The organism is Pseudonocardia sp. (assembly GCF_025965585.1).
Classification (GTDB): domain Bacteria; phylum Actinomycetota; class Actinomycetes; order Mycobacteriales; family Pseudonocardiaceae; genus Pseudonocardia.
Window position 1 is genome coordinate 1 of the sequence record NZ_JAOPWR010000157.1, and the last position, 20,716, is coordinate 20,716.

19 protein-coding genes are annotated in these 20,716 nt (G+C 70.8%); 16 read left to right on the plus strand and 3 right to left on the minus strand.

Translation table 11 applies throughout. The annotated features are described in order from the left end of the window. Positions 1 to 347 precede the first annotated feature (347 nt). The 3 genes from JWR81_RS09860 (at position 348) to JWR81_RS09870 (ending at position 2,100) form a co-directional block, all read left to right on the plus strand. Positions 348 to 782, plus strand: a complete 435-nt coding sequence (locus tag JWR81_RS09860; RefSeq protein WP_297649689.1) for an Lsr2 family protein — start codon at positions 348 to 350, stop codon at positions 780 to 782. A gap of 306 nt (positions 783 to 1,088) precedes the next feature. Beyond that, on the plus strand, positions 1,089 to 1,292 hold the full coding sequence (locus JWR81_RS09865; protein ID WP_297649691.1) for a cold-shock protein: 204 nt from the start codon (positions 1,089 to 1,091) through the stop codon (positions 1,290 to 1,292). 187 nt (positions 1,293 to 1,479) lie between these two features. Next, positions 1,480 to 2,100, plus strand: a complete 621-nt coding sequence (locus JWR81_RS09870; protein WP_297649693.1) for a hypothetical protein — start codon at positions 1,480 to 1,482, stop codon at positions 2,098 to 2,100. A gap of 131 nt (positions 2,101 to 2,231) precedes the next feature. Here JWR81_RS09870 and JWR81_RS09875 read toward each other — a convergent pair whose 3' ends face one another. Beyond that, entirely contained in the window at positions 2,232 to 3,050 is an 819-nt protein-coding gene (locus JWR81_RS09875) for an alpha/beta fold hydrolase (RefSeq protein WP_297649695.1), read from the minus strand. A 308-nt stretch (positions 3,051 to 3,358) separates the two neighbouring features. Here JWR81_RS09875 and JWR81_RS09880 point away from each other — a divergent pair, with 308 nt between their 5' ends. From JWR81_RS09880 to JWR81_RS09930, 11 genes are all read left to right on the plus strand, one after another. After that, the gene (locus tag JWR81_RS09880; RefSeq protein WP_297649697.1) at positions 3,359 to 6,373 is read left to right on the plus strand and encodes a BTAD domain-containing putative transcriptional regulator; all 3,015 of its coding nucleotides are present in this window, start codon (positions 3,359 to 3,361) and stop codon (positions 6,371 to 6,373) included. Between the two features lie 83 nt (positions 6,374 to 6,456). Then, positions 6,457 to 7,896, plus strand: coding sequence for an amidohydrolase family protein (locus JWR81_RS09885; RefSeq protein WP_297649699.1), 1,440 nt, complete (start codon positions 6,457 to 6,459; stop codon positions 7,894 to 7,896). 100 nt (positions 7,897 to 7,996) lie between these two features. After that, entirely contained in the window at positions 7,997 to 9,400 is a 1,404-nt protein-coding gene (locus JWR81_RS09890) for an APC family permease (protein WP_297649701.1), read from the plus strand. Between the two features lie 66 nt (positions 9,401 to 9,466). After that, positions 9,467 to 10,630, plus strand: coding sequence for an NAD(P)/FAD-dependent oxidoreductase (locus tag JWR81_RS09895; protein ID WP_297649703.1), 1,164 nt, complete (start codon positions 9,467 to 9,469; stop codon positions 10,628 to 10,630). A 4-nt stretch (positions 10,631 to 10,634) separates the two neighbouring features. Then, positions 10,635 to 11,048: a hypothetical protein gene (locus tag JWR81_RS09900; protein WP_297649705.1), complete on the plus strand. Its 414-nt coding sequence runs from the start codon at positions 10,635 to 10,637 to the stop codon at positions 11,046 to 11,048. Positions 11,049 to 11,065: 17 nt separating this feature from the next. Beyond that, on the plus strand, positions 11,066 to 13,567 hold the full coding sequence (locus tag JWR81_RS09905; RefSeq protein WP_297649707.1) for a xanthine dehydrogenase family protein molybdopterin-binding subunit: 2,502 nt from the start codon (positions 11,066 to 11,068) through the stop codon (positions 13,565 to 13,567). Then, positions 13,564 to 14,397 (plus strand): FAD binding domain-containing protein, encoded by an 834-nt coding sequence (locus tag JWR81_RS09910; RefSeq protein ID WP_297649713.1) that lies wholly within the window; start codon positions 13,564 to 13,566, stop codon positions 14,395 to 14,397. The genes JWR81_RS09905 and JWR81_RS09910 overlap by 4 nt, the downstream gene beginning before the upstream one ends. A gap of 18 nt (positions 14,398 to 14,415) precedes the next feature. Beyond that, complete coding sequence (locus tag JWR81_RS09915) at positions 14,416 to 14,967, plus strand: (2Fe-2S)-binding protein (protein ID WP_297649729.1); 552 nt, start codon at positions 14,416 to 14,418, stop codon at positions 14,965 to 14,967. Then, positions 14,960 to 15,865 carry a MoxR family ATPase gene (locus JWR81_RS09920; protein ID WP_297649715.1) on the plus strand — a complete coding sequence of 302 codons (906 nt, stop codon included), beginning with the start codon at positions 14,960 to 14,962 and terminating at the stop codon, positions 15,863 to 15,865. Before JWR81_RS09915 ends, JWR81_RS09920 begins: the two co-directional genes overlap by 8 nt. Then, the gene (locus tag JWR81_RS09925; RefSeq protein ID WP_297649717.1) at positions 15,865 to 17,112 is read left to right on the plus strand and encodes a VWA domain-containing protein; all 1,248 of its coding nucleotides are present in this window, start codon (positions 15,865 to 15,867) and stop codon (positions 17,110 to 17,112) included. The genes JWR81_RS09920 and JWR81_RS09925 overlap by 1 nt, the downstream gene beginning before the upstream one ends. Continuing rightward, positions 17,109 to 17,507: a RidA family protein gene (locus JWR81_RS09930; RefSeq protein WP_297649719.1), complete on the plus strand. Its 399-nt coding sequence runs from the start codon at positions 17,109 to 17,111 to the stop codon at positions 17,505 to 17,507. The genes JWR81_RS09925 and JWR81_RS09930 overlap by 4 nt, the downstream gene beginning before the upstream one ends. A gap of 240 nt (positions 17,508 to 17,747) precedes the next feature. Here the strand turns inward: JWR81_RS09930 and JWR81_RS09935 are convergent, their stop codons facing one another. Both JWR81_RS09935 and JWR81_RS09940 read right to left on the minus strand, forming a co-directional pair. After that, positions 17,748 to 18,191 (minus strand): RidA family protein, encoded by a 444-nt coding sequence (locus tag JWR81_RS09935; protein WP_297649721.1) that lies wholly within the window; start codon positions 18,189 to 18,191, stop codon positions 17,748 to 17,750. Further along, a complete protein-coding gene (locus JWR81_RS09940) occupies positions 18,188 to 19,315 on the minus strand; it encodes an NAD(P)/FAD-dependent oxidoreductase (RefSeq protein WP_297649723.1) in 1,128 nt (375 codons plus the stop codon). Before JWR81_RS09940 ends, JWR81_RS09935 begins: the two co-directional genes overlap by 4 nt. 143 nt (positions 19,316 to 19,458) lie before the next feature. On the opposite strand from JWR81_RS09940, the gene JWR81_RS09945 reads away from it, so the two are divergent. Next, on the plus strand, positions 19,459 to 20,148 hold the full coding sequence (locus JWR81_RS09945; protein ID WP_297649725.1) for a GntR family transcriptional regulator: 690 nt from the start codon (positions 19,459 to 19,461) through the stop codon (positions 20,146 to 20,148). Continuing rightward, positions 20,145 to 20,716 (plus strand): fumarylacetoacetate hydrolase family protein (locus JWR81_RS09950; protein WP_297649727.1); only part of this gene is annotated, 572 nt, incomplete at its 3' end. The genes JWR81_RS09945 and JWR81_RS09950, both read left to right, overlap by 4 nt.

A 20,716-nucleotide genomic window follows, 5' to 3' on the forward strand; every position in this document is an offset into this window, starting at 1 on the left:
CCTCCGGCTCCGGCGCCCGGGGGACCGCCGAAACCTCTGAGGGGCTGTGTCTTCATAACGCGGTCTTTCCGGGATTGGCGGTCGCCGTTCCCGGGACATCGCCGAGCACCGGGCCTGAGCTTCGCCCGTTGAGCCGCCCGATGTGTTGCCGGTGCGCAGGAACGGCTGCTCGGCGTGATCATGGCGGTCGCCCGAAGTCGGGGAGGTGGAGCGCTCCCGCTGCTACCGGGCCACTGGACGATCTCCAGGGCTCAACGAGAGTGAATGCGGGTCGGCTCGACTTCTCATCAAATTCGTGGAGAATCGGAGAGGTCCCCTCCGAACAAGCATGGACGGAAGTAAGAAAGATGGCCCAGATCACAGAGGTCAAGCTGGTCGATGACCTCGACGGTGGCAAGGCCGCCGAGTCGATCGCCTTCAGTATCGACGGCAAGTCCTACGAGATCGACCTGAGCGAGAAGAACGCGGCCGAGCTGCGCGATGTGTTTGCGCCGTTCATCGGTGGTGCTCGTCGTGCCGGCGGTGGTCCGGCGGTGTCGACGCGGCGGAAGGCCCCCGCTCGTGCGGCGCGGCCTCGTGAGGAAACCGCGGCGATTCGCGCTTGGGCGAACGCGAACGGTCACGAGGTGTCCACTCGCGGACGGATCCCGTCCAGTGTGATCGAGGCGTACGAGAACCGTGGGAGTTCGCCTGCCGCGGCTGCGGAAATCGAGACCACGGTTGTCGAGGCCGAGGTGAAGCCGAAGCGTCGGCCGCGCAAGAAGGCTGCCGCCGCGAGCTGATCGCCGGCGGTCGCGGAGGGGCCCTCGCATCGGCTAGGGCCCTTCCTGCTTTCAGTACTTGCTTGCAGTTGCGTCGGCCCCGCACTAGCCCGATCGGGCCGATGTGCTCGGCGCGGCGTATGTCCGTGGCTACGCTGAACGTCAGCCGTAGTGCTCGGCGCCCTGGTAGCCAGGCGATCAGGGCGGGGAGCGTCTCACTGTGAGGCCCGGCGCCCCGCCCGGGGCAGGCCGGCCTCGGACGGATCACCGGAACCGCGGTCTGCGCTGTTCATACGGGATCGCTACGGGAGTGAGGGTGGAGGTCACATGGCTCAGGGCACGGTGAAGTGGTTCAACGGGGAGAAGGGCTACGGGTTCATCACCCCCGACGACGGCGGCAAGGATGTCTTCGTCCACTACTCGGCGATTACCGGCGGCGGCTTCAGATCGTTGGAGGAGGGTCAACGGGTCTACTTCGAGCTCGGTCAGGGCCAGAAGGGGCCGCAAGCTGACAACGTCGAGGCCCTCTGACACGACAATTCGGACTCGAGGCGCCATCCCGCTCCCGTTCACGCGCAGCCCCCGCCCAGGTATTCGATGCCCTGGACGCCAGCGCTGCTGCGAACGGGTCATTGCCAGACGGGGACGGCGCGGGAAACGTGTGCGACGACCGGCCGCGCGGCCGGGCTGCTCTACCCCGATCGGAAGGGGGTGGATCGTGTACGCGCGCTCCACCACAGTCCTCGCACATCCTGACTCGATCGACGCGGGGATCGCGCACATCCGCGATGAGGTCATGCCGACGCTGATGGCGATGGACGGATGCGTCGGCCTGTCCATGCTTGTCGATCGCACGTCGGGTCGCTGCATCGTCACGACCGCATGGCGGGCGGCGGAGGCGATGCGTGCCAGCGAGGAGCAGTTGCGGCCGGTTCGGGACCGGGCTGCCGAGATCCTCGGCGGTAGGCCGCAGGTCGACGAGTGGGAGATCGCGGTATTGCACCGCGACCACACCTCGAACCCGGGCGCGTGCCTCCGCACCACGTGGGTGCGGATGGACCTCGAGCAGGCCGACCACTTCGCCGACGTGTACAAGATGGTGCTGCTGCCGCAGATTCGGGAGTTCGATGGTTTCTGCAGCGCCAGCCTCATGGTGGACCGCTCATCGGGGTACGCCGTTTCTTCGGTGACCTTCGATAGCCACGAAGCGATGAGGCGCACCCGCAATCTGGCGGCCGTGGTGCGCGAGCGGGGCGCCAGGGAAGCCAACGGTGAGGTCATCGAAGTATTCGAGTTCGATCTGGCGCTCGCCCACTTGCGGGTCCCCGAGACGGCCTGACCGGCGGGGCTCACACCGCGACCGCCGCGACGACTACCCGTAGCCGATCGATTTCAGCCGACCAGGACAGGCCAGGCGTGGGACCGCGCGACGGAAGGGGGAGTGCTTTCGCCGGCCGGTAACCGTCACCCTCATGCCGCGTTGTCCGCGGCTTCGGTCTGGAGGAACTCCGCTATGTGCCTGTTGAACTCTGCGGGTCGCTCCAGCCAGAGCAGGTGACCCGCCCGGGGGATCCGGCGGAGCACGGCTCCGGGCACCCGTGCGGCTACGGCTTCGTTGTAGCGCGGCAGCGTGATCCGGTCCTCGTCACCGTGCAGCACCAGGGTGGGGCAGGCTATCGAGGGCAGCCGGTCGGTCGTCTCGTGTGTGAGGTCGGCACGGAAGTGCGCAGCAGTCCCGGCCATGCGCGTGGACATGTGCCGCCGGAGTTCCTGCTCCACCGCCACTTGCAGCTCGGGCTCCTCATCGATCACGCTCGGCGCGGACATCCAGAACGCGAACTGCGCGTAGACGTCCAGCGGACCGTTCTCGAGCGCGTACAGCCGGGAGTCGAAATGCCGTCGCATGTGCTGCTCGCGCGTCGTGGACGACCACGTGGCGGCGAGGACGGCACTGCGCACCCGGGACGGGCGACGCAGGGCGAGCTCTTGTGTGACGGCGGATCCGAGGCTCAGGCCGACGACGTGCGCCGCCGGCAGGTCCAGGGCGTCCATCAGGCCGGCGACGTCGAGGGCGAGGTCGGCGACCGTCGGCGGAAGGTCGCCACCGACCGTCCGGCCGCTGCCGCGCAGGTCCACGGTGATGCACCTGTACCGGTCTGCGAAGCGGGAGACCTGGTGGGTGTCCCACATCGAGCCGATGAGACCGGTACCCGGGATCCACACGATCGGGTCACCGGTCCCGCGCTCCTCGAAGTACATGTCGACGTCCCCGGAGCGGACCGTGGGCATGTGGGGCTCCTCGCCTCTGACCGGCTCGTTTTGTCGCCGCTGTGGCGCTGCCGGGCCGTCGACGGTCTCAGTGCGGCGTGAGCAAGGCGTGAACCGACGCCTGTGATCCTCGTTGCATGCTCGGTTGCATGCAACAATCCCCTCCAATCGGCCAGGCCGCTCCCGACGTGCGGGTGCCGGGAGGTGGCCCGACAGCGAGGCGGGGGTGCCGCGGTGCGACACCGATCTAGCAGCGTGGATGCCGCCCGGCCGCAGCGGGCAGCGCGCGACTGTCGGGACGAGATCGCGCCGGGCCGGAGCGTGCGGTGATGCGGGTCATCCAGCTCAAGATCACACCGCCGCCGGTGGCGGCGACGGTGGTTCCTCGTCCGCGGATCGAGTCGCTGCTCAGTCGCCTGATCGAGCAGCACCGGGTGGTCTGCGTGCTCGCGTCCGCCGGAGCGGGCAAGACCACCGCCGTTCTGCAGGCCGCCCGGCAGCTGCGACGCCCGCTCGCCTGGTTGAGCGTCGATGCGACGGATGCGGTCACCGGCCGTCTGCTCACCTACCTCGAGGCAGCGATCGCCAGTCAGGTGCCCGAGGTGGAGGGGATGGCGAGCGCTGCGCTGGCCTCCCAGCTCCCGCACGCCGAGGTCGCGGGCATGCTCGCCGAGGCCGTGGGTGAGCGCAATCTGCTCCTCGTGCTCGACGACGCCGAGCGGCTGGCCGAAGCGCCGCAGGCGCTGGCCGTGGTGGCGTCGTTCGCCCGGTACCTGCCGCCGACGGCCCGCCTGGTGATCATCAGCCGCCTGGTGCTGCCCTTTGACGCCTCGACCGGAGCGTCGTTCCTGACCTATGTCGCCGCGGCGGGCGAGGAGGACCTCGCATTCACGGTGCAGGAGGCGACGGACGCGCTCGTGCTGTCGGGCCGGCCGGACATCGACCCGGCCGAGGCGATCGTGGAGACCGGTGGCTGGGTGACCGGTGTGCTCTTCGAGGCCTGGCGCTCCGCCGACCACGTCATCGGGGTCGGTGGTGAGGCCGACCCGCTGCACGGCTACCTGGCCACACAGATCCTCGCCCAGCTCCCGCCCTCTGATCGCGACTTCCTCGTCTCGACGGCCCTGCTCAAGGAGGTCACGGCGGGCGCCGCCGAGCTGCTCGGTCTGTCGGACGCGGCTGTGCGGCTACCCGGGCTGCGCACCCGCAGGCTTCCGGTGGCATGGGACCGGGACGGGAAGGCGATGCGCTGCCATCCCCGGTTCCGTGAGTACCTGCTGGAGCTGCTGACGCGACGCAGCGACCGGGAGGTGCGAGAGCTGCGCCATGCGTACGGACGCCTCCTCGTGGGGCTCGGGCACGACGAGGAGGCGCTGGAGGAGTTTCTCGCCGCGGGCGTTCTCGACGAGGCCGTCGAGGTCGTGGAGCGGGTGATCGGCAGCGTCATCGAGCGCACCGACTTCGCGCTGGCCGAGCGGTGGCTGCAGCGGGTCGCGCCGGTGCGCGGTGAGGGGCGGCTCGGGCTGGTGGTCGCCGAACTGATGCTGGCACTGGCACGGGAGGACTACGGGCGTGGTGTCGAACTGGCCGACGCCCTCGCCGCGGCCGGGCGCCGCGACAAGATCGCGCGCGCGTCCAGCCGTGCCGCGAGCCTGATGGCCTGGTGCTACCTGCACGCCGGACGGCTCGCCGACATCCACACGGTCCTGCAGACCGGCCGACCGGGCGACGAGCTCGACGCCATGCGCTACGCGATGCTGACGGTCGAGGACATCGTGCCGAGCGCCGACGCGCCCGCCGGTTCCCTCACCGGCGGCCCGTTCGACGCGCTGGTCATGCGCACCCACTACGACCTCGGGCGGCTGAGCCTGCTCGCCGAGACGCCCTCCTCCCCGTGGGCGGTCAAGGCCGCCGAGTCATGGCGGGTCGGCGCGCTGCTCGCCACCGGTCACACCGAGCAGGGTTTCGAGCTCTACCAGCGCTTGGAGGGCACCCACGAGCAGGGTGTGTGGCTCGCCGCCGTGATCGGGCCGAAGCTGATGGCCGAGCTCGGCGAGCAGGACAGCGCCTGGCGCCTGCTCGGGGCGGGCCGCGAGCGCGTCACGGCGAGCGGGTCGGAGCTGTTCCGGATGGCCAGCCTGCTCACCGAGGCCGAGCTGCTACTGCGGCTGCGCCGCGATCCCGGCGCCGCGCGCGCTCTCCTGCGCGTGGTCGCACAGCACCCGATCGGGCAGGGCTACGCCAACATCGCCGAGCACGCCGGCACGCTGCTCGGGGCGGCCCTGCTGATGGAGGGCGAGGACGAGCGCGCACGCGACTGCCTGGCCGAGGCGACCGCCGGAATGCAGCGCGGCGGGCGGATCCTGTGGATCCCCACGGCCGCGGTCTACCTGGCGGAAGCCCAGTGGCGCCTGGGGGAGGAGCAGGCCGCCGACGACGCGGCGAGTCTCGCGCTGCTGGCCGCGGAGCAGCAGGGCTCCAACCATCTGTTGCTGCTGGCACTCTCCGAGTTCCCGGCCGTGCTGTCGCGGCGCCTGGACATCGAGAGCCGCGGCGACTCGCCGTGGCACGAGCTCGGCCGTGCCCTCATGGTGCTCGGTGTCGAACTCGGGGACGTCCTCGCGGCGTCGGTGCACGTCGTCGAGTTCGGGCGGGCGGCCGTCATGGTCAACGGAGAGGACGTGGCGCTGAGGCTCAAGAAGAGCTACGAGCTGCTCGTCTTCCTCGCCAACAGCGGCCGGGAGGGCGTGCACCGTCACGAGCTGCTGGAGATCCTGTTCGAGGGCCGAGGCGACGATGCGGCGGGCTCCTATCTGCGGCAGGCCGTGCTCCGGTTGCGGCGCGCCGTACCGGACGTCCTGCGCTCCGACGCAGCCGCGGGTCGCGTGGCTCTCGGGACCGGGGTGCGGGTGACCACGGAGTCCGAGCGCCTCTCCACGTTGCTGCGACAGGCCGCCAGCATGCGGGGCCAGGATCGTCTGCAGACGTTGCTGCACGCCCTCGAGATCGCCGACCGGGGCGACTACCTGCCAGGCGTCGTGAGCTCGTGGGCGGAGGAGCGCCGCCGCCATCTTGCGTCGGTGGTGCAGGAGGCACGCCATGACGCGGCCGAGATCGCCTTCGCCACCGGGCACTACCGGCAGGCCGCCCGGCTGGTCGCGGATGTACTGCGTGCCGATCCCTTCCGCGAGTCGGCGTGGCGCCTGGAGATGCGCATCGCCGACGCGGCGGGCGATCAGGAGCGGGTGGTCTCGGCGTACCGGTCCTGTGAACGGGCCCTGACAGAGCTCGGGACCCAGCCCACCCCCACCACCGTCCAGCTGTTACGGGATCTCCGCCGCTGAGTCCCGCGATTTCGGTCGGATTCACGCCCGCGGCGCACTCTCCCCCCACAGCCCAACCAGCGGAATCCGGGAGGACGTACGCGATGGCCTCATCGTGGTTGCTCATCGAGAACGGGACCGTCGTCGACGGCACGGGCGCACCGGCCGCGGCCGGTACGTCCGTCCTCGTGGAAGGGGACCGCATCGTCAAGATCGGGGCGGAGGCGAACGCCGACGCGGTCCCGCGCGGCGAGCGGCTGACCCGGATCGACGCGACGGGGAAGCACGTCCTGCCCGGCCTCATCGACGCTCACTGCCACATGACCTACGGCGAGAGCCGCAGCGAGGAGGAGATCGACCTCTACACCAGCCCGGAGCTGCGCACCCTCAAGGCCGCGTTCCACGCCCAGAAGGTGCTGCGCGCCGGCGTCACCGGGATCTCCCAGCCCGGCGGCAGCTACTACATCGGCGTCGGGCTGCGCGAGGCGATCAACGACGGCATCGTGCAGGGCCCCCGGATGACCTCGGCCGGGCGCTACCTGAGCACCAGCAACAGCCTCACCGACTGGTATCCCGACTCGGTCGGGGTGCCGGAGGGTTCCATCGGCGTCCTGCACAACACGGTCGACGGCATGAAGGACGAGGTGCGCCGGCAGGTCAAGAACGGCGTGGACCTGATCAAGCTCGCGGACAGCCCCTACGGCACCTACCAGGCGTTCACCGACGACGAGATGAAGATCGTCGCGGACCTGGCTCACCAGCTGGGCAAGAAGGTGACGATCCACGCCCGCGGCTCGTCCGAGGTCGACGCCGCAGTGCGCGCGGGCATCGACTGGATCATGCACGGCAACGTGATGAGCGACGCGACGATCTCGCGGCTCGCGGAGTCGGGCACACCGCTGGTTCCCACGCTGCTGCTGCTGGCCAACATCGTCGACTTCGGCCCGAAGGTCCTCGCCCCCGCGCCGATGCGCGACGGCATGGCCCGGATGCTCGACCAGACCGGCGACAGCCTGCACCGCGCCCACCAGGCCGGCGTGAAGATGGCGATGGGCACCGACACCGGCTTCTCCGTGGCCCCCTACGGCGAGTGGCATGCCCGGGAGCTCGAGCTGCTCATGACCTACGCCGGGATGTCCTCGCTGGAGGCGATCCAGGCGGGTACCCAGCACGGGGCTCTCATGCTCGGCCTCGACGGCCAGGTCGGCGCGATCGTGCCGGGGATGCTCGCCGACATCATCGTCGTCGACGGCGACCCGGTGGCCGACATCAAGGTTCTGCAGGACAAGCGCCGGATCGAGACCGTCGTCAAGGGCGGGGTCGTGCAGGTGTTCGACGAGACGGCCTTGCGGCGCAGCTGGCCACACGACCGCGGTCAGGCCTACTCGGTCACCGACCTCACCTACGACCTCGTGTACGGCGAACCGGGCGAGGCCGGGAACGGTGACGCCCACGAAACGGGCAACGGCGAGCTCGACGCGAGCGACGCCGAGGACCTCGTGGCGGACCTCCAGCACCGGGAGACGTCCGCCCGGTTGTGCTGATGGCCATCCCCGGCCGTCGACAGAGCGCGAGTGCAAGCGCAGTTCACACGCAACCCCCGTCCCACACCGATCCCACCGACACGCACCGGGGTGACCAGCCATGACGACCAGCAAGGACGTGCCCGACGGGCAATTCGACGATCTCGAACTCGTCGACGAGAAACCGCTGTCCTGGTTCGACGTTTCCGCGATGGGCACCGGCGAGATGCTGTTCACCGCCGGATGGGCCTGGATCGTCTACATCGCCAGCTCCTACGGCATCAAGTGGACCATCATCGGCTTCGTGGCCGGTGCACTGGTCATCAACATCGCGTGGTGGCTCTACCGCGAGATGATCACGGCGGTTCCGGAGCCCGGGTCGATCCAGTCCTACGGGCGGGAAGCCGGGATGTTCTCACTCGGCACCTCGTACTTCATCCTCTATGCCCCCGTCTACGGCGCGTTCATGTGGCTGGAGCTCCTGGTGGCCCAGGGTCTGTTCGGCCTGTTGTTCCCGGTCGTGCCGACGGGGATCTGGCCTTACGTGGTGATCCTGCCCGTGCTGGGGCTCAACCTCATGGGGCGCCAGATCACCGGCAAGGTCCAGGCCGTGCTCGTGGTGATCACGCTGGTGGGCGATGTCCTGCTGGCGGTCGGGATCTGGTGGTTGGTGGCCGACAGCGGCACCTGGTCGGCCAACTGGGAATCCCCGACGCCGGTCGACTTCCTGACTCTGTTCACCGTGGCCGGGCTCTGGCTCGGGATCATGGCCGGCATCCTCGAGGTCCAACAGGTGCTGGTCGACGAGTGGAGCGACTTCGCCCGGTCCCGCGACGTCGGGCTGCTGTCCGCGGCGTGGCAGCTGTGGGGCCGGCAGCTGCCGCTGGCGCTGGCCATCCTCGCGAGTGCGCCGCTGGCCGCACTGATCGCCTTCCCGGTGCCGACCGTCGGCGTCATCCAGGCGAAGTTCGGCGAGGCCACCACGCACCCGCTGTTCTACCTGGCACTGGTGACGATGCTCATCGCCACCTACACCACGCTGAGCGTCTTCTTCATGGGCATGGGCAAGATCGTCGCCCTCTACGCCCAGCAGGGCGCGCTCCCGCGGGTCTTCGGCCGGTACTCCTCGCGCTCGGTGCCGTGGGTGGCCCTCATCGTGTTGGCCGCGTTCGCCCTGATCGGCGTGTACTGGAACGATTTCGCCTTCGTGCAGGCCGCGCTGTCCACCTGGTCGGTGACGCTGTACTTCATGATGGCGCTGTTCTACCTGCGGATGCGGGCCCGCAAGGACCTGGACCGGCCGCTGAGGGTCAAGTACGGCGTGCCGCTTGCAGTCTTCCTGCTGATCTACACCGCCCTGATCGCGATCGGGATCATCGCGCTGAACTGGCAGGCCGCAGCCAGCTGGTTCCTGCTGGTGCTGGTCATCACGCTCTACGACAAGTTGGTGGTGCCCCGCACGAAGCGCGGTGCGTTCTACCGCGAGCAGGTCCTCCGCAGGCGCACCAGCGCCGAGCGGCTCTGACACCGCCGGCTGCCGGGCACTCACCCGGCAGCCGGCCCCACGGACGGATCGAGGAAGGACGCTGAAGTGACCACAGCTAGGCAGGCGGAGATCGCCGGAGCGGGGCTCGGCGGCCTCGCCGTCGGCATCGCGCTCGCGCAGCGAGGCTGGCGGGTGCGGATCCACGAGCGGTCAGCCGAGCTGCGCATGTTCGGCGCTGGCATCTGGTTGTGGGAGAACGGTCTGCAGTCCCTCGCCGCCCTCGGCGTGGAGCAGACCGCCACCCGGCGGGCGAAGCGGATCGAGACGCTGGTGGCCCGCGACCCCGAGGGCAAGGCGCTCATGCATCGGACGTTCGGCGCAGCCGACCGGCTGCTGCTGCCGCCGCGCGCCGACCTCTACGACGCCCTGATCGCCAGGGCACGCGAGCTCGACGTCGACATCATGCCCGGCTCGGTCATCGTCGGTGGCCATCCCCGCGGTGAGCTCGAGGACGAGGACGGCAAGGTCTGGAAGGCCGACCTGGTGGTGGCCGCGGACGGCGTGTTCTCCCGCGTGCGGGAGTCGATGCTGCTCACGCAACGCGTCGACTACCTCGACGAGGGGTACACCCGGATGTTGATCCCGAACCGGCCCGAGGACCCGTCCACGGAGATCACCGAGTACTGGAACGGCTCCCGACGGCTCCTCTACGACCCGTGCACCGACGAGGTCAACTACGTGTGCCTGTGCTGCAACGTGGACGACGAGGCGGGACGGCGGGTGCCCGTCGACACCGACACCTGGCTGGAGTCCTTCCCCCAGCTGGAGGGGATCATCGAGCGGATCGGCGAGGTCGGCCGCTGGGACCGGGCGATGCGGGTGACGTGCCGGGCCTGGTCGCGGGGCAGCGCCGCGGTGGTCGGTGACGCCGCTCATGCGCAGCCCCCCAACCTCGGCCAGGGTGCGAACCTGACGTTCCAGAACGCCCTCTCGCTCGCGACCTATCTGGACGCGTCCGATGACGTTCCTACGGCGCTGGTCAACTGGGAGCGGGGCGAGCGCCCCCTCACCGATCACGTGCAGCGCTGGACCGACCTCTACGGCCGGGCGGCCAGCGCGTGGCCGCAGCGCTTCGCCTCCCGCCGCAGCCAGGTCCTGGAGCTCGCCACCAGGGTGCCGTGGGTGGACCGGCAGCTCAACAAGGCGGCGCGGCACAACCCGGTCGGTGCCGGACACGCTGCGACCGCACACACAGGGGAACAGGGGTAGGACGATGACGCAGGAAGCCACGGCAGCCGGGGGACACGAGCATCTCCCGCGCCCCGACGAGGTCAGCGGGGAGTACCTGCGCGACATCCTGGAGGGGTACTACTTCCGCAAGTGGAACGCGAACCCCGACACCGTCGCGGCCGTGAAGAAGTGGCGGGACTGGCCACTGGTCGTGCGGATGCCCGACGTCAAGGAGGACTTCACGGTCCTCATCGACGAGGGGCGCGTGCTCAGCGTCTCCAACGGCCTGCCGGAGCGCCCGCGGATCCTCGCCACGATGCTCTCGGACACGATGCAGCGGATCTACTACGACGAGAGCACGGCCGCCATCGAGTCCATCGCCGGCCGGATCAAGATCCGCGGCAACGAGACCGAACGCCGCCGGATGCTCGCGGCGATCTCCTATCTGACCTGGTGAGCGTGGAGAGGCATGCAATGACCGAGACCCTTCCGGCCACCGGGGCCCTGTCCGCGCGTGAGCCAGGCTCGGGGCGCAAGCTCGTAGGCACCTCGGTGCCGCGCACCGAGGACCTGGCCCTGCTCACGGGCACGGCGCGGTTCATCGACGACATCCGGCTGCCCGGCATGCTGTACGCGAAGATCCTTCGCAGCGACGTGGCGCACGCCCGGCTTCGCGGCGTGGATCTCACGGCGGCGCTGGCGAGCCCCGGCGTGCACGGGGTGCTGTGCGGCCGCGACCTCCTCGGCAAGATCAAGCCGTGGGGCGACATGATGCAGGACCTGCTGGTCGGTGACCACTTCCCGTTCGCCACCGACAAGATCCTCTACGAGGGCCAGGAGCTGGCCGCCGTCGTCGCCGACAGCAAGTACGAAGCGCTCGACGCCCTCGAGGCGATCGAGGTCGACTACGACGACCTTCCGGTGATCGTCGACCCCGAGAAGGCGCTGGACCCCGCCTCGCCGCTGATCCAGGAGGGCATCAACTACGAGTTCGGCGAGGGCAACGTCTTCGACCGGTACCGCGTGCGGATCGGCGACGCCGGGGCCGCCTCGGACGAGGCCGACGTGGTGGTGCGCCAGCGGTTCAGCACCAACCGGCAGGCCGGCGCTGCGCTGGACCCGCACGGCTGCGTGGCGAGCTACGACTCGTTCACCGGCGTGCTGACGATCTACTCGTCCACGCAGTCGATCTTCATGGTCCGCGACATCCTTGCCGACACGCTGCAGATCCCCCGCAACCGTGTCCGGGTGATCATCCCGCAGGTCGGGGCGGGCTTCGGCTCGAAGGCGCAGATGTTCGCGCACGAGGTGATCGCCTCGGTGCTGTCGATGCAGCTCGGCCGCCCGGTGCACCTGGTCCTGGGCCGCGGCGAGATCTTCCGGGCGGGCACCGCCCGCACCGGCCAGGTGCACTACGCGGAGATGTCACTGACCCGCGACGGCACGATCACCGGCTACCGCGACTACATCGTGCACGACTGCGGCGCGCAGTCCCTGTGGGGTAACCAGGTGATCCACATCGGCACGAACGTGGGGATGCTGCCCTACCCGATCCCGAACATCCACATCGACGCCGACATCGTGCACACCAACACCGCGCCGGCGGGTCCGCTGCGCGGCTTCGGGATCCCGCAGACGCTGTGGGCCAAGGAGCAGCTCGTCGACCTGGCCGCCGAGCGACTGGGCATGGATCCGCTGGAGCTGCGGGCGCGCAACGTGATCCGGCCGGAGACGTTCCCGTTCGTCACGCCGATGGGTCAGGTGATCGACAGCACCACGATCCACGAGTGCCTGCATCGCAGCGCCGAGGCGATCGACTGGAAGCAGCGCAAGGCCGAGCCGGTGCCGTACGAGGGCGTGGGGCTCGCGGTGTCGATGAAGTACACGAGCTGCCGGCACCCCTCGTTCGACACCGACCTGTCGGCCGTGCGGCTGCGGCTGGAGACCGACGGCACCGTCACGATCTTCTCCAGCGACGTGTCGCACGGCCAGGGCCACGCGACGTTCCTGGCCCAGATCGTCAGTGACGTGCTGGGCGTCGGGTTCGAGAAGATCGCCCTGGCCCCGCCGGACAGCGCCACGTCGCCGTTCGGACTGGGCACCTTCGCCAGCCGGGCAGCGGCAGTGCTGGGCACGGCGTGCCGGCAGGCGGCGGAGCGGCTGCGCGAGAAGGTCGTCGCCATCGCCGCGCACGTCCTGGAGGCCAACCCGGAGGACCTGCAGACGGGCAACGACCGGGTGCACGTGCGCGGCCTGCCCGACAGTGGGCTCTACATGGAGAACCTCGCCGGGTACGCGGCCTACCGCACGCACCAACTGCCGCCGGGGTTCGAGCCGACGCTGGAAGCGGTGTCCACCTACGACACGCCCACCGACCGGGAGAACCCCGACGGCTCGGGGAACCTGTCGGTCACCTATTCCGGGGCGGCGCACGCCGCACTGGTGCGCGTCGACCCCGACACCGGCCGGATCACCGTCCTGGACTACGCGATGGCCCATGACACCGGCGTGGTGATCAACCCGCTGATCGTCGAGGGGCAGCACCAGGGCGGGTTCCTCATGGGCATCGGGATGGCGCTGGGCGAGGACTACGTCTACGACGACCAGGGCCGCATGCAGAACGCGAGCTTCGCCGGCTACCGCGCGCCGTACGCCACCGAGGTGCCTGAGCTCACGAAGATGTTCGAGATCCCCGCCCCGTCGCTGACCATCCCCGGCGGGCAGAAGGGCGCGGGCGAGTCCGGCACGGGCCCGGTGCCCGCCGCCATCGGCAACGCCGTGTACGACGCCACGGGCGTGCGCTTCACCGCGCTCCCGATCACGCCGGACCGGATGCTGCTCGCTCTGAGGGAGAAGGAGCGCCAGGGCGTCGCGTCCCTGCGCTACCCCGACGACATGCCCGAGTTCACCGGACCGCGCTCGCCGGAGGACTGGCCCGAGCCGACCGGGTCCGACGAAGGAGACCTGCTGCTGTGAAGCCCTTCACCTTCCACTCCCCGCAGGGGCTGGGTGAGGCCGTCGACCTGCTGGAGCGGCTCGGCCCCGGCGCGACCGTGATCGCCGGTGGCCAGACGCTGCTGCTCGCCATGAAGGAGCGCCTCGCCCGCCCGTCGGCGCTGATCTCGCTCGCCGAGGTGGCGGATCTGCGCGGCGTGCGCCACACCGGCTCCGGCGTCCTGGAGATCGGCGCCGCGACGACCTACGCGGCGCTCGCCGGGGCGCGGCTGCCGGGGTGGCACGCCGAGATCGCCGCCGTCGCGGGCGACCTCGCTGACCGGCCGGTGCGCACGATGGGCACGATCGGCGGCGCGCTGTGCGCGGCCGATCCGCGCTTCGACATGGTCACCCTCGTCGTCGGCCTCGGCGCCGAGCTCGATGTCGTCGGCCCGGGCGGGGCCCGCGCCATCCCGGCCGCGGAGTTCTTCCTGCCCGACGGCGGCACCGTGCTGGCGCCCGGGGAGATCCTCACGACGATCCGGGTTCCGGCGCTGCCGGTATACACAGGCGTGGCGTTCGAGAAGTTCCGGCACCGGGTCTTCGAGGCCGCCGTCGTCTCGGCGGTGTGCGCGGTGCGCCCGAACGGCACCCGCCGGATCACTGTGGGCGCGGTACATCCCGCACCGACGGTGATGGCCGACGGTGACAGCGCTGATGCCGGCAGGCGAGCCGCCGACGAGCTGATGCCCGAATCGCGGGCCACCACGCAGCTGCGCCGCTACCAACGGGAGCTCGCGCGTGTGCTCGTCACCCGGGCGATCGCGAGAGCCCAGGACACGTCAGCGACGAACACGGCAGCGGGGAGCTGAGCTGTGCAGACCATCACCATGACGATCAACGGCAGGGACGTCACCGCGGAGATCGACGAGCGGACGCTGCTGCTGGACTTCATTCGCGACGTGGGTGGGTTCACCGGCACGCACAACGGCTGTCTGGAGGCGCGCTGCGGCTGCTGCTCGGTGGAGGTCGACGGCGACATCGTGAAGTCCTGCAACGTGCTGGCCGTGCAGGCGGCGGGGCGCAGCGTCACGACCGTGGAGGGGCTGGCGCCGCAGCGGGTGGCTCCGATGGAGCACATCACCACGCAGAGCCTCGCCGGGATGTACCGCCCGCTCGACGCTCTCGGTGCGCAGAACGAGGACCTGCACCCGCTGCAGGCCGCGTTCCACAAGTGCCACGCCCTGCAGTGCGGGTTCTGCACGCCGGGGATGCTGATGGTGCTCAAGGACTATCTGGAGGACAACCCCGACCCGACCCGGGAGGACGTCCGCGGCGCGATCGCGGGCAACCTGTGTCGCTGTACCGGCTACCAGCACATCGTGGACGCTGCGATGGAGGCCGCCGAGCAGATGCGCGAGCCCGCCGCCGCCGATGGCTGACCTGGTGGCCGACCTCGCCGCCGATCTGGCGGGCCGGGGCTACATCGCCGACCGACCGCTGGCCACAGTGCTGCATCTGGCGCGGCAGCTCGAGCTCCCCGTCCTGCTGGAGGGCGAGCCCGGGGTCGGCAAGACGGCGGTGGCCGAGGCGCTCGCTGCGGCCGGCGGCGCACGGCTGGTGCGGCTGCAGTGCTACGAGGGCCTCTCGGCCCACCATGCACTCTACGAGTGGGACTACGCCCGTCAGCTCCTCGACATCCGCCTCGGCGAGGCCGACGGGCGGGGTGGCGCCGAGCTGCGGTCGCGGATCTTCTCCTCGGAGTTCCTGCTCCGGCGGCCCCTGCTGGAGGCTATCTGGCCCACCGACGACCGGCCGGTGCTGCTGCTGATCGACGAGGTGGACCGCGCCGACGAGGAGTTCGAGGCGCTGCTGCTCGAGCTGTTGTCGCAGTTCCAGGTGACGATCCCGGAGCTCGGCACGATCCGCGCGGAGCGGCGGCCCACGATCGTGCTCACCGCCAACCGGACGCGGGCACTGTCCGACGCCCTGCGACGGCGCTGCCTCTACCACTGGATCGGGTTCCCCAGCCTGGAGCGGGAGATCGAGATCGTGCGGACCCGGCTGCCCGAGGCGTCCGACCGGCTTGTGCAGCGCGGCTGCCTGCTCGTGCAGCGGCTGCGCGCCGGCTACTACCGCAAGGCGCCCGGGGTGTCGGAGACGATCGACTGGCTGCGCGCGCTCACCCTGTTCGGTGCCACCGACCTGGACCGCGACCGCGTCGAGGACACGCTGGGCTGCCTTCTCAAGGACAGCGAGGACATGGCGCTGTTCCGCGGCCGCGACGGCGAGGCCGTATACCGCGAGTTCGGGCTGCTCGCGGACGGGCGCACGGCCTGATGACACGTGAGCCTCCCGGCGCGGCGCATCCCCTCGTTGCCGCGGCGCGGGACCGCCGCCGGCGGCGCACCGGTGACCTCGGCCGCGACGTCGCGCTGTTCGGCGCTCTGCTGCGCGACGTGGGCGTCCCGGTGCCGCTGGCGGCCGTGCTGCGTGCCGTACGGGTCGCCGACGCGCTGGAACCGGAGCGCCGGACGGACCTGCACGCCGGGCTGCGCGCCGCCATGGCCGCCTCGGCCGCGGAGGCCGCGATCGTCGACGTGGTCTTCCCGGTGTTCTTCGCCGCCGATCCGCCCGAGGTGCTCGGGTTGGTCGACGAGTCGGGCGGCGGGGACGAGGAGTCGTCGGGGGAGGGGCGGTCGGACGGGATCGACGCGGCGGCCGTCGGCGGCGGGGCAGGCCGGGTGGACGGCTCGACGCGCCGCGCGACGTGGAGCAGCACCGGCACCGGCCGGCGGGCGTCCGCGGCGGTGGCGCCACGTGACCCCCGAGTCGACGAGCTCGCCCGCCGCTGCGCGCGGGCGCTGGGCACCGCTCGGAGCCGTCGGCGCCGTCCCGACGGGCGCGGCGACGTCGTCGACATCCGGGAGAGCATGCGACACAACCTGCGTTTCGGGGGCGAGATCGCCGACCTGCGGCGCTCGCGCGAGCGCCGGGAGCGGGCCCGGCTTGTGGTGTTGTGCGACCTCAGCACGTCGATGCAGCCTTACACGCCGCTGTTCCTGTCGTTCGTGCACGCGTTGACGAAGGCGGTTCGCTCCGTCGAGTCGGCGATCTTCAACGTCGAGGTCGCGACCGTCACCGACGTGTTCCGCCGGATGCCGCTGGCCGCCGCGCTGGCCTGGCTGGAGCAACGCTCGGTGTCCCTCGCGGGGGGCACCCGGATCGGGCACTGCCTGTACGGGTTCACCGGCGCGCTGGAGGCCCGCGGCGCACTCGCGCCCGGCACCACGGCCATCGTGCTGAGCGACGGGTGGGACGTCGGCGACGACGACCTGCTCGCCCGCGAGGCGGCGCGGCTGCGCGGCCAGGTCGGGCGGCTGATCTGGCTCGACCCGCACGCCGCCGCCACCGGCTATCGCCCGCAGGTCACCGGCCTGCGCACGGTGTGGCCCCACATCGACGACTACCTCGACTTCTCCAGCGTCGAGTCGCTGGCCGGGGTGGTCGCCCGTCTGGAACGGCCGCACTTCGAACAGCCGCGGGCATCCGTCCGCGGCCGCAACGATGAGAGGAACGCAGGATGAGCGCGACCCAGCGCGAGGAGATGCGGGTACCGGGGCTGCCCGCACCGTTGAGCCACTACACCGACGCGGTCCGGTTCGGGGACCTGTTGTTCGTCTCCGGCGTGGCCCCGCTCGACGGGGACGACCGCCTCGTCGGCGAGGGTGACGTCGTCGCGCAGGCCCGGCAGGTGCACGTCAACCTCGGGAAGGCGCTCGCCCACGCCGGGGCGAGCTTCGCCGACGTCCTCAAGGTGACGGTGTACCTGATCGACGTGAACGACCGCGCGAAGGTCAACGACGTGCGCCGCGAGTACTTCGGGGACTCCTATCCCGCCAGCACCCTGGTGCAGATCAGCGCACTGGTGGTGCCCGGGATGCTGGTGGAGATCGAGGCGGTGGCCGGGATCCCCGGCTGACGCGCGCCCCGCGCAGTGGACGAACGGTGCTCCGTCCGAACACATCGGACGAGAGCGCCGTTCGTTGCGGCGCCGAGCCCTCGCCTCGGCCCGGCAGGAGAGTGTCCGGATGCGTGCGGCTACCGAGGCGGCCTCGGCCGGCTCGGCCGCAGCCCCCGCAGGGCCGCTCCGCGCAGTTCGGGCGGCAGGTCGGCGGGGACCGCCATGAGCAACGCGTGCCGGTACAGAACCCGCAGCCGCTCACCGCGGGCCGCCGACCGCCACCACGGCCTCGACCTCGATGAGGAGCTCCGGCTGGACCAGCCCGGCCACCCGCACGATCGTGCTGGCCGGCCCGTGCTCGGGGAACAGCCGTTCGCGCAGCGCGCTGAGCTCGTCGAACCACTCGAACTCCGTGACGAACACGGTCACCTTCAGCACGTCCTGCCAACTCGCTCCGTGCGCGACGAGCACCCTGCCGACGTTGTCGAATGCCTGTCGGGCCTGGGCAGGCCCGTCCCCGACGCCGACGACACGGCCCTGGTCGTCCCACGCGACCTGGCCGGAGACGTAGAGGAGGTCCCCGGCCGAGACGCGCACGGCGTTGGAGTAGTAGGGCCGGAACGGCGGTGGGGTGCCGGGCACGTCGATGATCGACTTGCGCGGGTTCATCCCGCTGATCGCAGCGCCGCCGTCCCCGGTCACGACCGACTCCCGGCGGGGACGTGGCGGGCGGCCAGGTTGAGCTGCCGGTCCACCCACGGCAGGCCCGTCGCGAACTGCAGGAACCTCGTTCGCGCCCCGGTGAGATTCTCCGGCCATCTGCTGACCACCCATCCGTAGCCGTGACTCCAGCGCTGCACGTGGTCGGTGAGCCCCCGCTCGCGGTCCTCCCACCTGCGTAGCGCCGCTGGCACGTCCTGCGCGTCGGTCACCGCCGCGGCCAGCGAGACCGCATTGGTGAAGGTCATGTTGGCGCCCTGCGCGAGGTTGGGCGCCATCGCGTGCGCCGCGTCCCCGACGAGCACGACCCTGCCGTCGGACCACGACCGGCAGGTGACCGTCATCCCGCGGTCCCACCGGCCGTCGCCGCCGATCCGGTCGATCATCCCCGCGAACATCGGGAACGTCTCCTTCCAGGTGTCGCGGTCCACCGGGACGGCCCGACCGCGCCGGTCGTCGACCAGGCAGGAGAACGCGAGGTAGTGCTGCTCGTCCGACGACGGGCAGTACAGGAAGCGCCGTGAGCCGTGCCATGCCTCGGTGATCACCGCCTCCTCGTCACCTGGGAGCCTCGGGACCAGCAGCCGGATGTAGCCCTCACGCAGGTACGAGATGCGGTCGGTGAGCAGCAGCGACTCCCGGATCCGGGAGTGCGCGCCGTCGGCCGCCACCACGAGGTCGGCCGTGAGCCGGGTGCCGTCGGCGAGGAACAGGATGCCGTCGGGTTCGGCGCTCGCCACCGGCGACCCGGGAACGATCGTGACGCCCGCGGCCGTCGCCGCGTCGATGAGCGCCTGGTAGAGGTCGGCGCGCACCGGGAGGACCATCGTGTCCTCGTCGGTGAACGCGCGGCGGAACAGGTCGGCCCCGCTCTGGTCGACGACCGCCCATTCCCTGATCTGCTTGGCGTTGCACACCGCCTGCTCCTCGGCGCCGATGCGGCGCAGCGAGCGCAGCCCGTTCTCCCAGAGCCAGATCCCCGCTCCGAACATCCGCAGCTCCGACGCCCGCTCGTGCACGCGGACCTGCCAGCCGCGCCGTGCGAGCGCGGTCGCGACGGCGAGCCCACCCAGACCGGCACCGGCCACCTCGGCGATCCTGCCCACGCCGAACCACCTCCCGTCGAGATCGGCACCGGTATGTCCCGGAACCGGGAGCGGAGCGTCTCAGCCGGGCGTGAGTCAGCCGTTAACGCGACCTGGATCCAAGTTGCATGCAATGTAGTGTGCAATCTGGCCCAGGAGGTCGGATGCAAGCAGGACCGGAACCGCGGAGTGCGACCGAGCGCGTCGTCTCGACCCTGCGCGCGGAGATTCTCGGGGGTCAACTCGCAGGCGGTGCGCCCGTCCGCGAGCACGACCTCGCGCAGCGGCTCCGTGTGAGCCGTACCCCGGTCCGTGAGGCCGTGGGCCGGCTCGTCGCCGAGGGTCTGCTTGTGAAGAACGGCAACCGCACCGCGCACGTCTTCCGGCCCTCCGCCGCCGACCTGCTCGAGATCTACGAGATCCGTGGCCCGCTGGAGGGCCTGGCCGCCCGGTTGGCCTGCACCGCTGCCGACGAGGAGTTCGTCGAGCGTCTCGACGCGGCCGGCCGCGTGCTGAACGACGCCGCCCCCGGGCTCGACTGGCTGGCCCGCCACGAGGCGTTCCACCTGTGCCTGGCAGCGGGCAGCGGGCGTCCTCGGCTCGAGGCGCTGGTCCGCATACTGCGCGTGCAGTCCGAGCCTTACGTGCGCTTCGCGCTCGCCTTCGACGCCGGCCTCGCTGGGAGGGCGCGGCAGGACCACCTCGACATCGTGAGGCTGACCCGTGCCGGCGCCGCCGACGAGCTGGAGGAGCTCGTCCGGCGTCACCTCACCGCGACCAGTACGCGGGTTGCGGCGCTGCTGGCGGAGACGGATCCACCCCTTGATCCACGATCGAACGGGAGTGTTCTGTGAAGCTGATGCGCCTGGGCCAGGTGGGCCACGAGCGGCCTGCGGTCCGCGACGACGAGGACGCGGTCTTCGACCTGACGCCGCTCACTGCGGACATCGACGGCGCGTTCCTCGCCGGCGGCGGGATCGAGCGCGCCCGCGACGCCCTCGCCGCGGGACGACTGCCCCGCCTCGACGCCCGCGGACTGCGGGTCGCGGCGCCCATCACGCGACCGTCCGCGGTGGTCTGTATCGGGATGAACTACGCCGCGCACGCGGCAGAGACCGGCGCCGCCCCGCCCACGGCTCCGGTGGTCTTCTTCAAGCACCCGAACACCGTGGTCGGCCCGGACGACGAGATCCGCGTGCCGCCCGGTGCGACGAAGGTGGACTGGGAGGTGGAGCTCGCCGTGGTCATCGGTCAGCGCGCCGCCTACCTCGCCTCACCGGAGGACGCCGAAGCGCATATCGCCGGGTATGCGATCGCCAATGACGTGTCCGAGCGCGCGTATCAGATGGAGCATTCCGGCGGCCAGTGGTCGAAGGGCAAGTGCTGCGAGACGTTCAACCCGCTCGGGCCGTGGCTGGTGCC

Excerpts from the sequence above, each read along its gene's own strand:
- JWR81_RS09860 (WP_297649689.1), top strand. The coding sequence starts at position 348 with ATGGCCCAGATCACAGAGGTCAAGCTGGTCGATGACCTCGACGGTGGC.
- JWR81_RS09865 (WP_297649691.1), top strand. The coding sequence starts at position 1,089 with ATGGCTCAGGGCACGGTGAAGTGGTTCAACGGGGAGAAGGGCTACGGG.
- JWR81_RS09875 (WP_297649695.1), bottom strand. The coding sequence starts at position 3,050 with ATGCCCACGGTCCGCTCCGGGGACGTCGACATGTACTTCGAGGAGCGC.
- JWR81_RS09880 (WP_297649697.1), top strand. The coding sequence starts at position 3,359 with ATGCGGGTCATCCAGCTCAAGATCACACCGCCGCCGGTGGCGGCGACG.
- JWR81_RS09885 (WP_297649699.1), top strand. The coding sequence starts at position 6,457 with ATGGCCTCATCGTGGTTGCTCATCGAGAACGGGACCGTCGTCGACGGC.
- JWR81_RS09890 (WP_297649701.1), top strand. The coding sequence starts at position 7,997 with ATGACGACCAGCAAGGACGTGCCCGACGGGCAATTCGACGATCTCGAA.
- JWR81_RS09900 (WP_297649705.1), top strand. The coding sequence starts at position 10,635 with ATGACGCAGGAAGCCACGGCAGCCGGGGGACACGAGCATCTCCCGCGC.
- JWR81_RS09905 (WP_297649707.1), top strand. The coding sequence starts at position 11,066 with ATGACCGAGACCCTTCCGGCCACCGGGGCCCTGTCCGCGCGTGAGCCA.
- JWR81_RS09915 (WP_297649729.1), top strand. The coding sequence starts at position 14,416 with ATGACGATCAACGGCAGGGACGTCACCGCGGAGATCGACGAGCGGACG.
- JWR81_RS09920 (WP_297649715.1), top strand. The coding sequence starts at position 14,960 with ATGGCTGACCTGGTGGCCGACCTCGCCGCCGATCTGGCGGGCCGGGGC.
- JWR81_RS09925 (WP_297649717.1), top strand. The coding sequence starts at position 15,865 with ATGACACGTGAGCCTCCCGGCGCGGCGCATCCCCTCGTTGCCGCGGCG.
- JWR81_RS09930 (WP_297649719.1), top strand. The coding sequence starts at position 17,109 with ATGAGCGCGACCCAGCGCGAGGAGATGCGGGTACCGGGGCTGCCCGCA.
- JWR81_RS09945 (WP_297649725.1), top strand. The coding sequence starts at position 19,459 with ATGCAAGCAGGACCGGAACCGCGGAGTGCGACCGAGCGCGTCGTCTCG.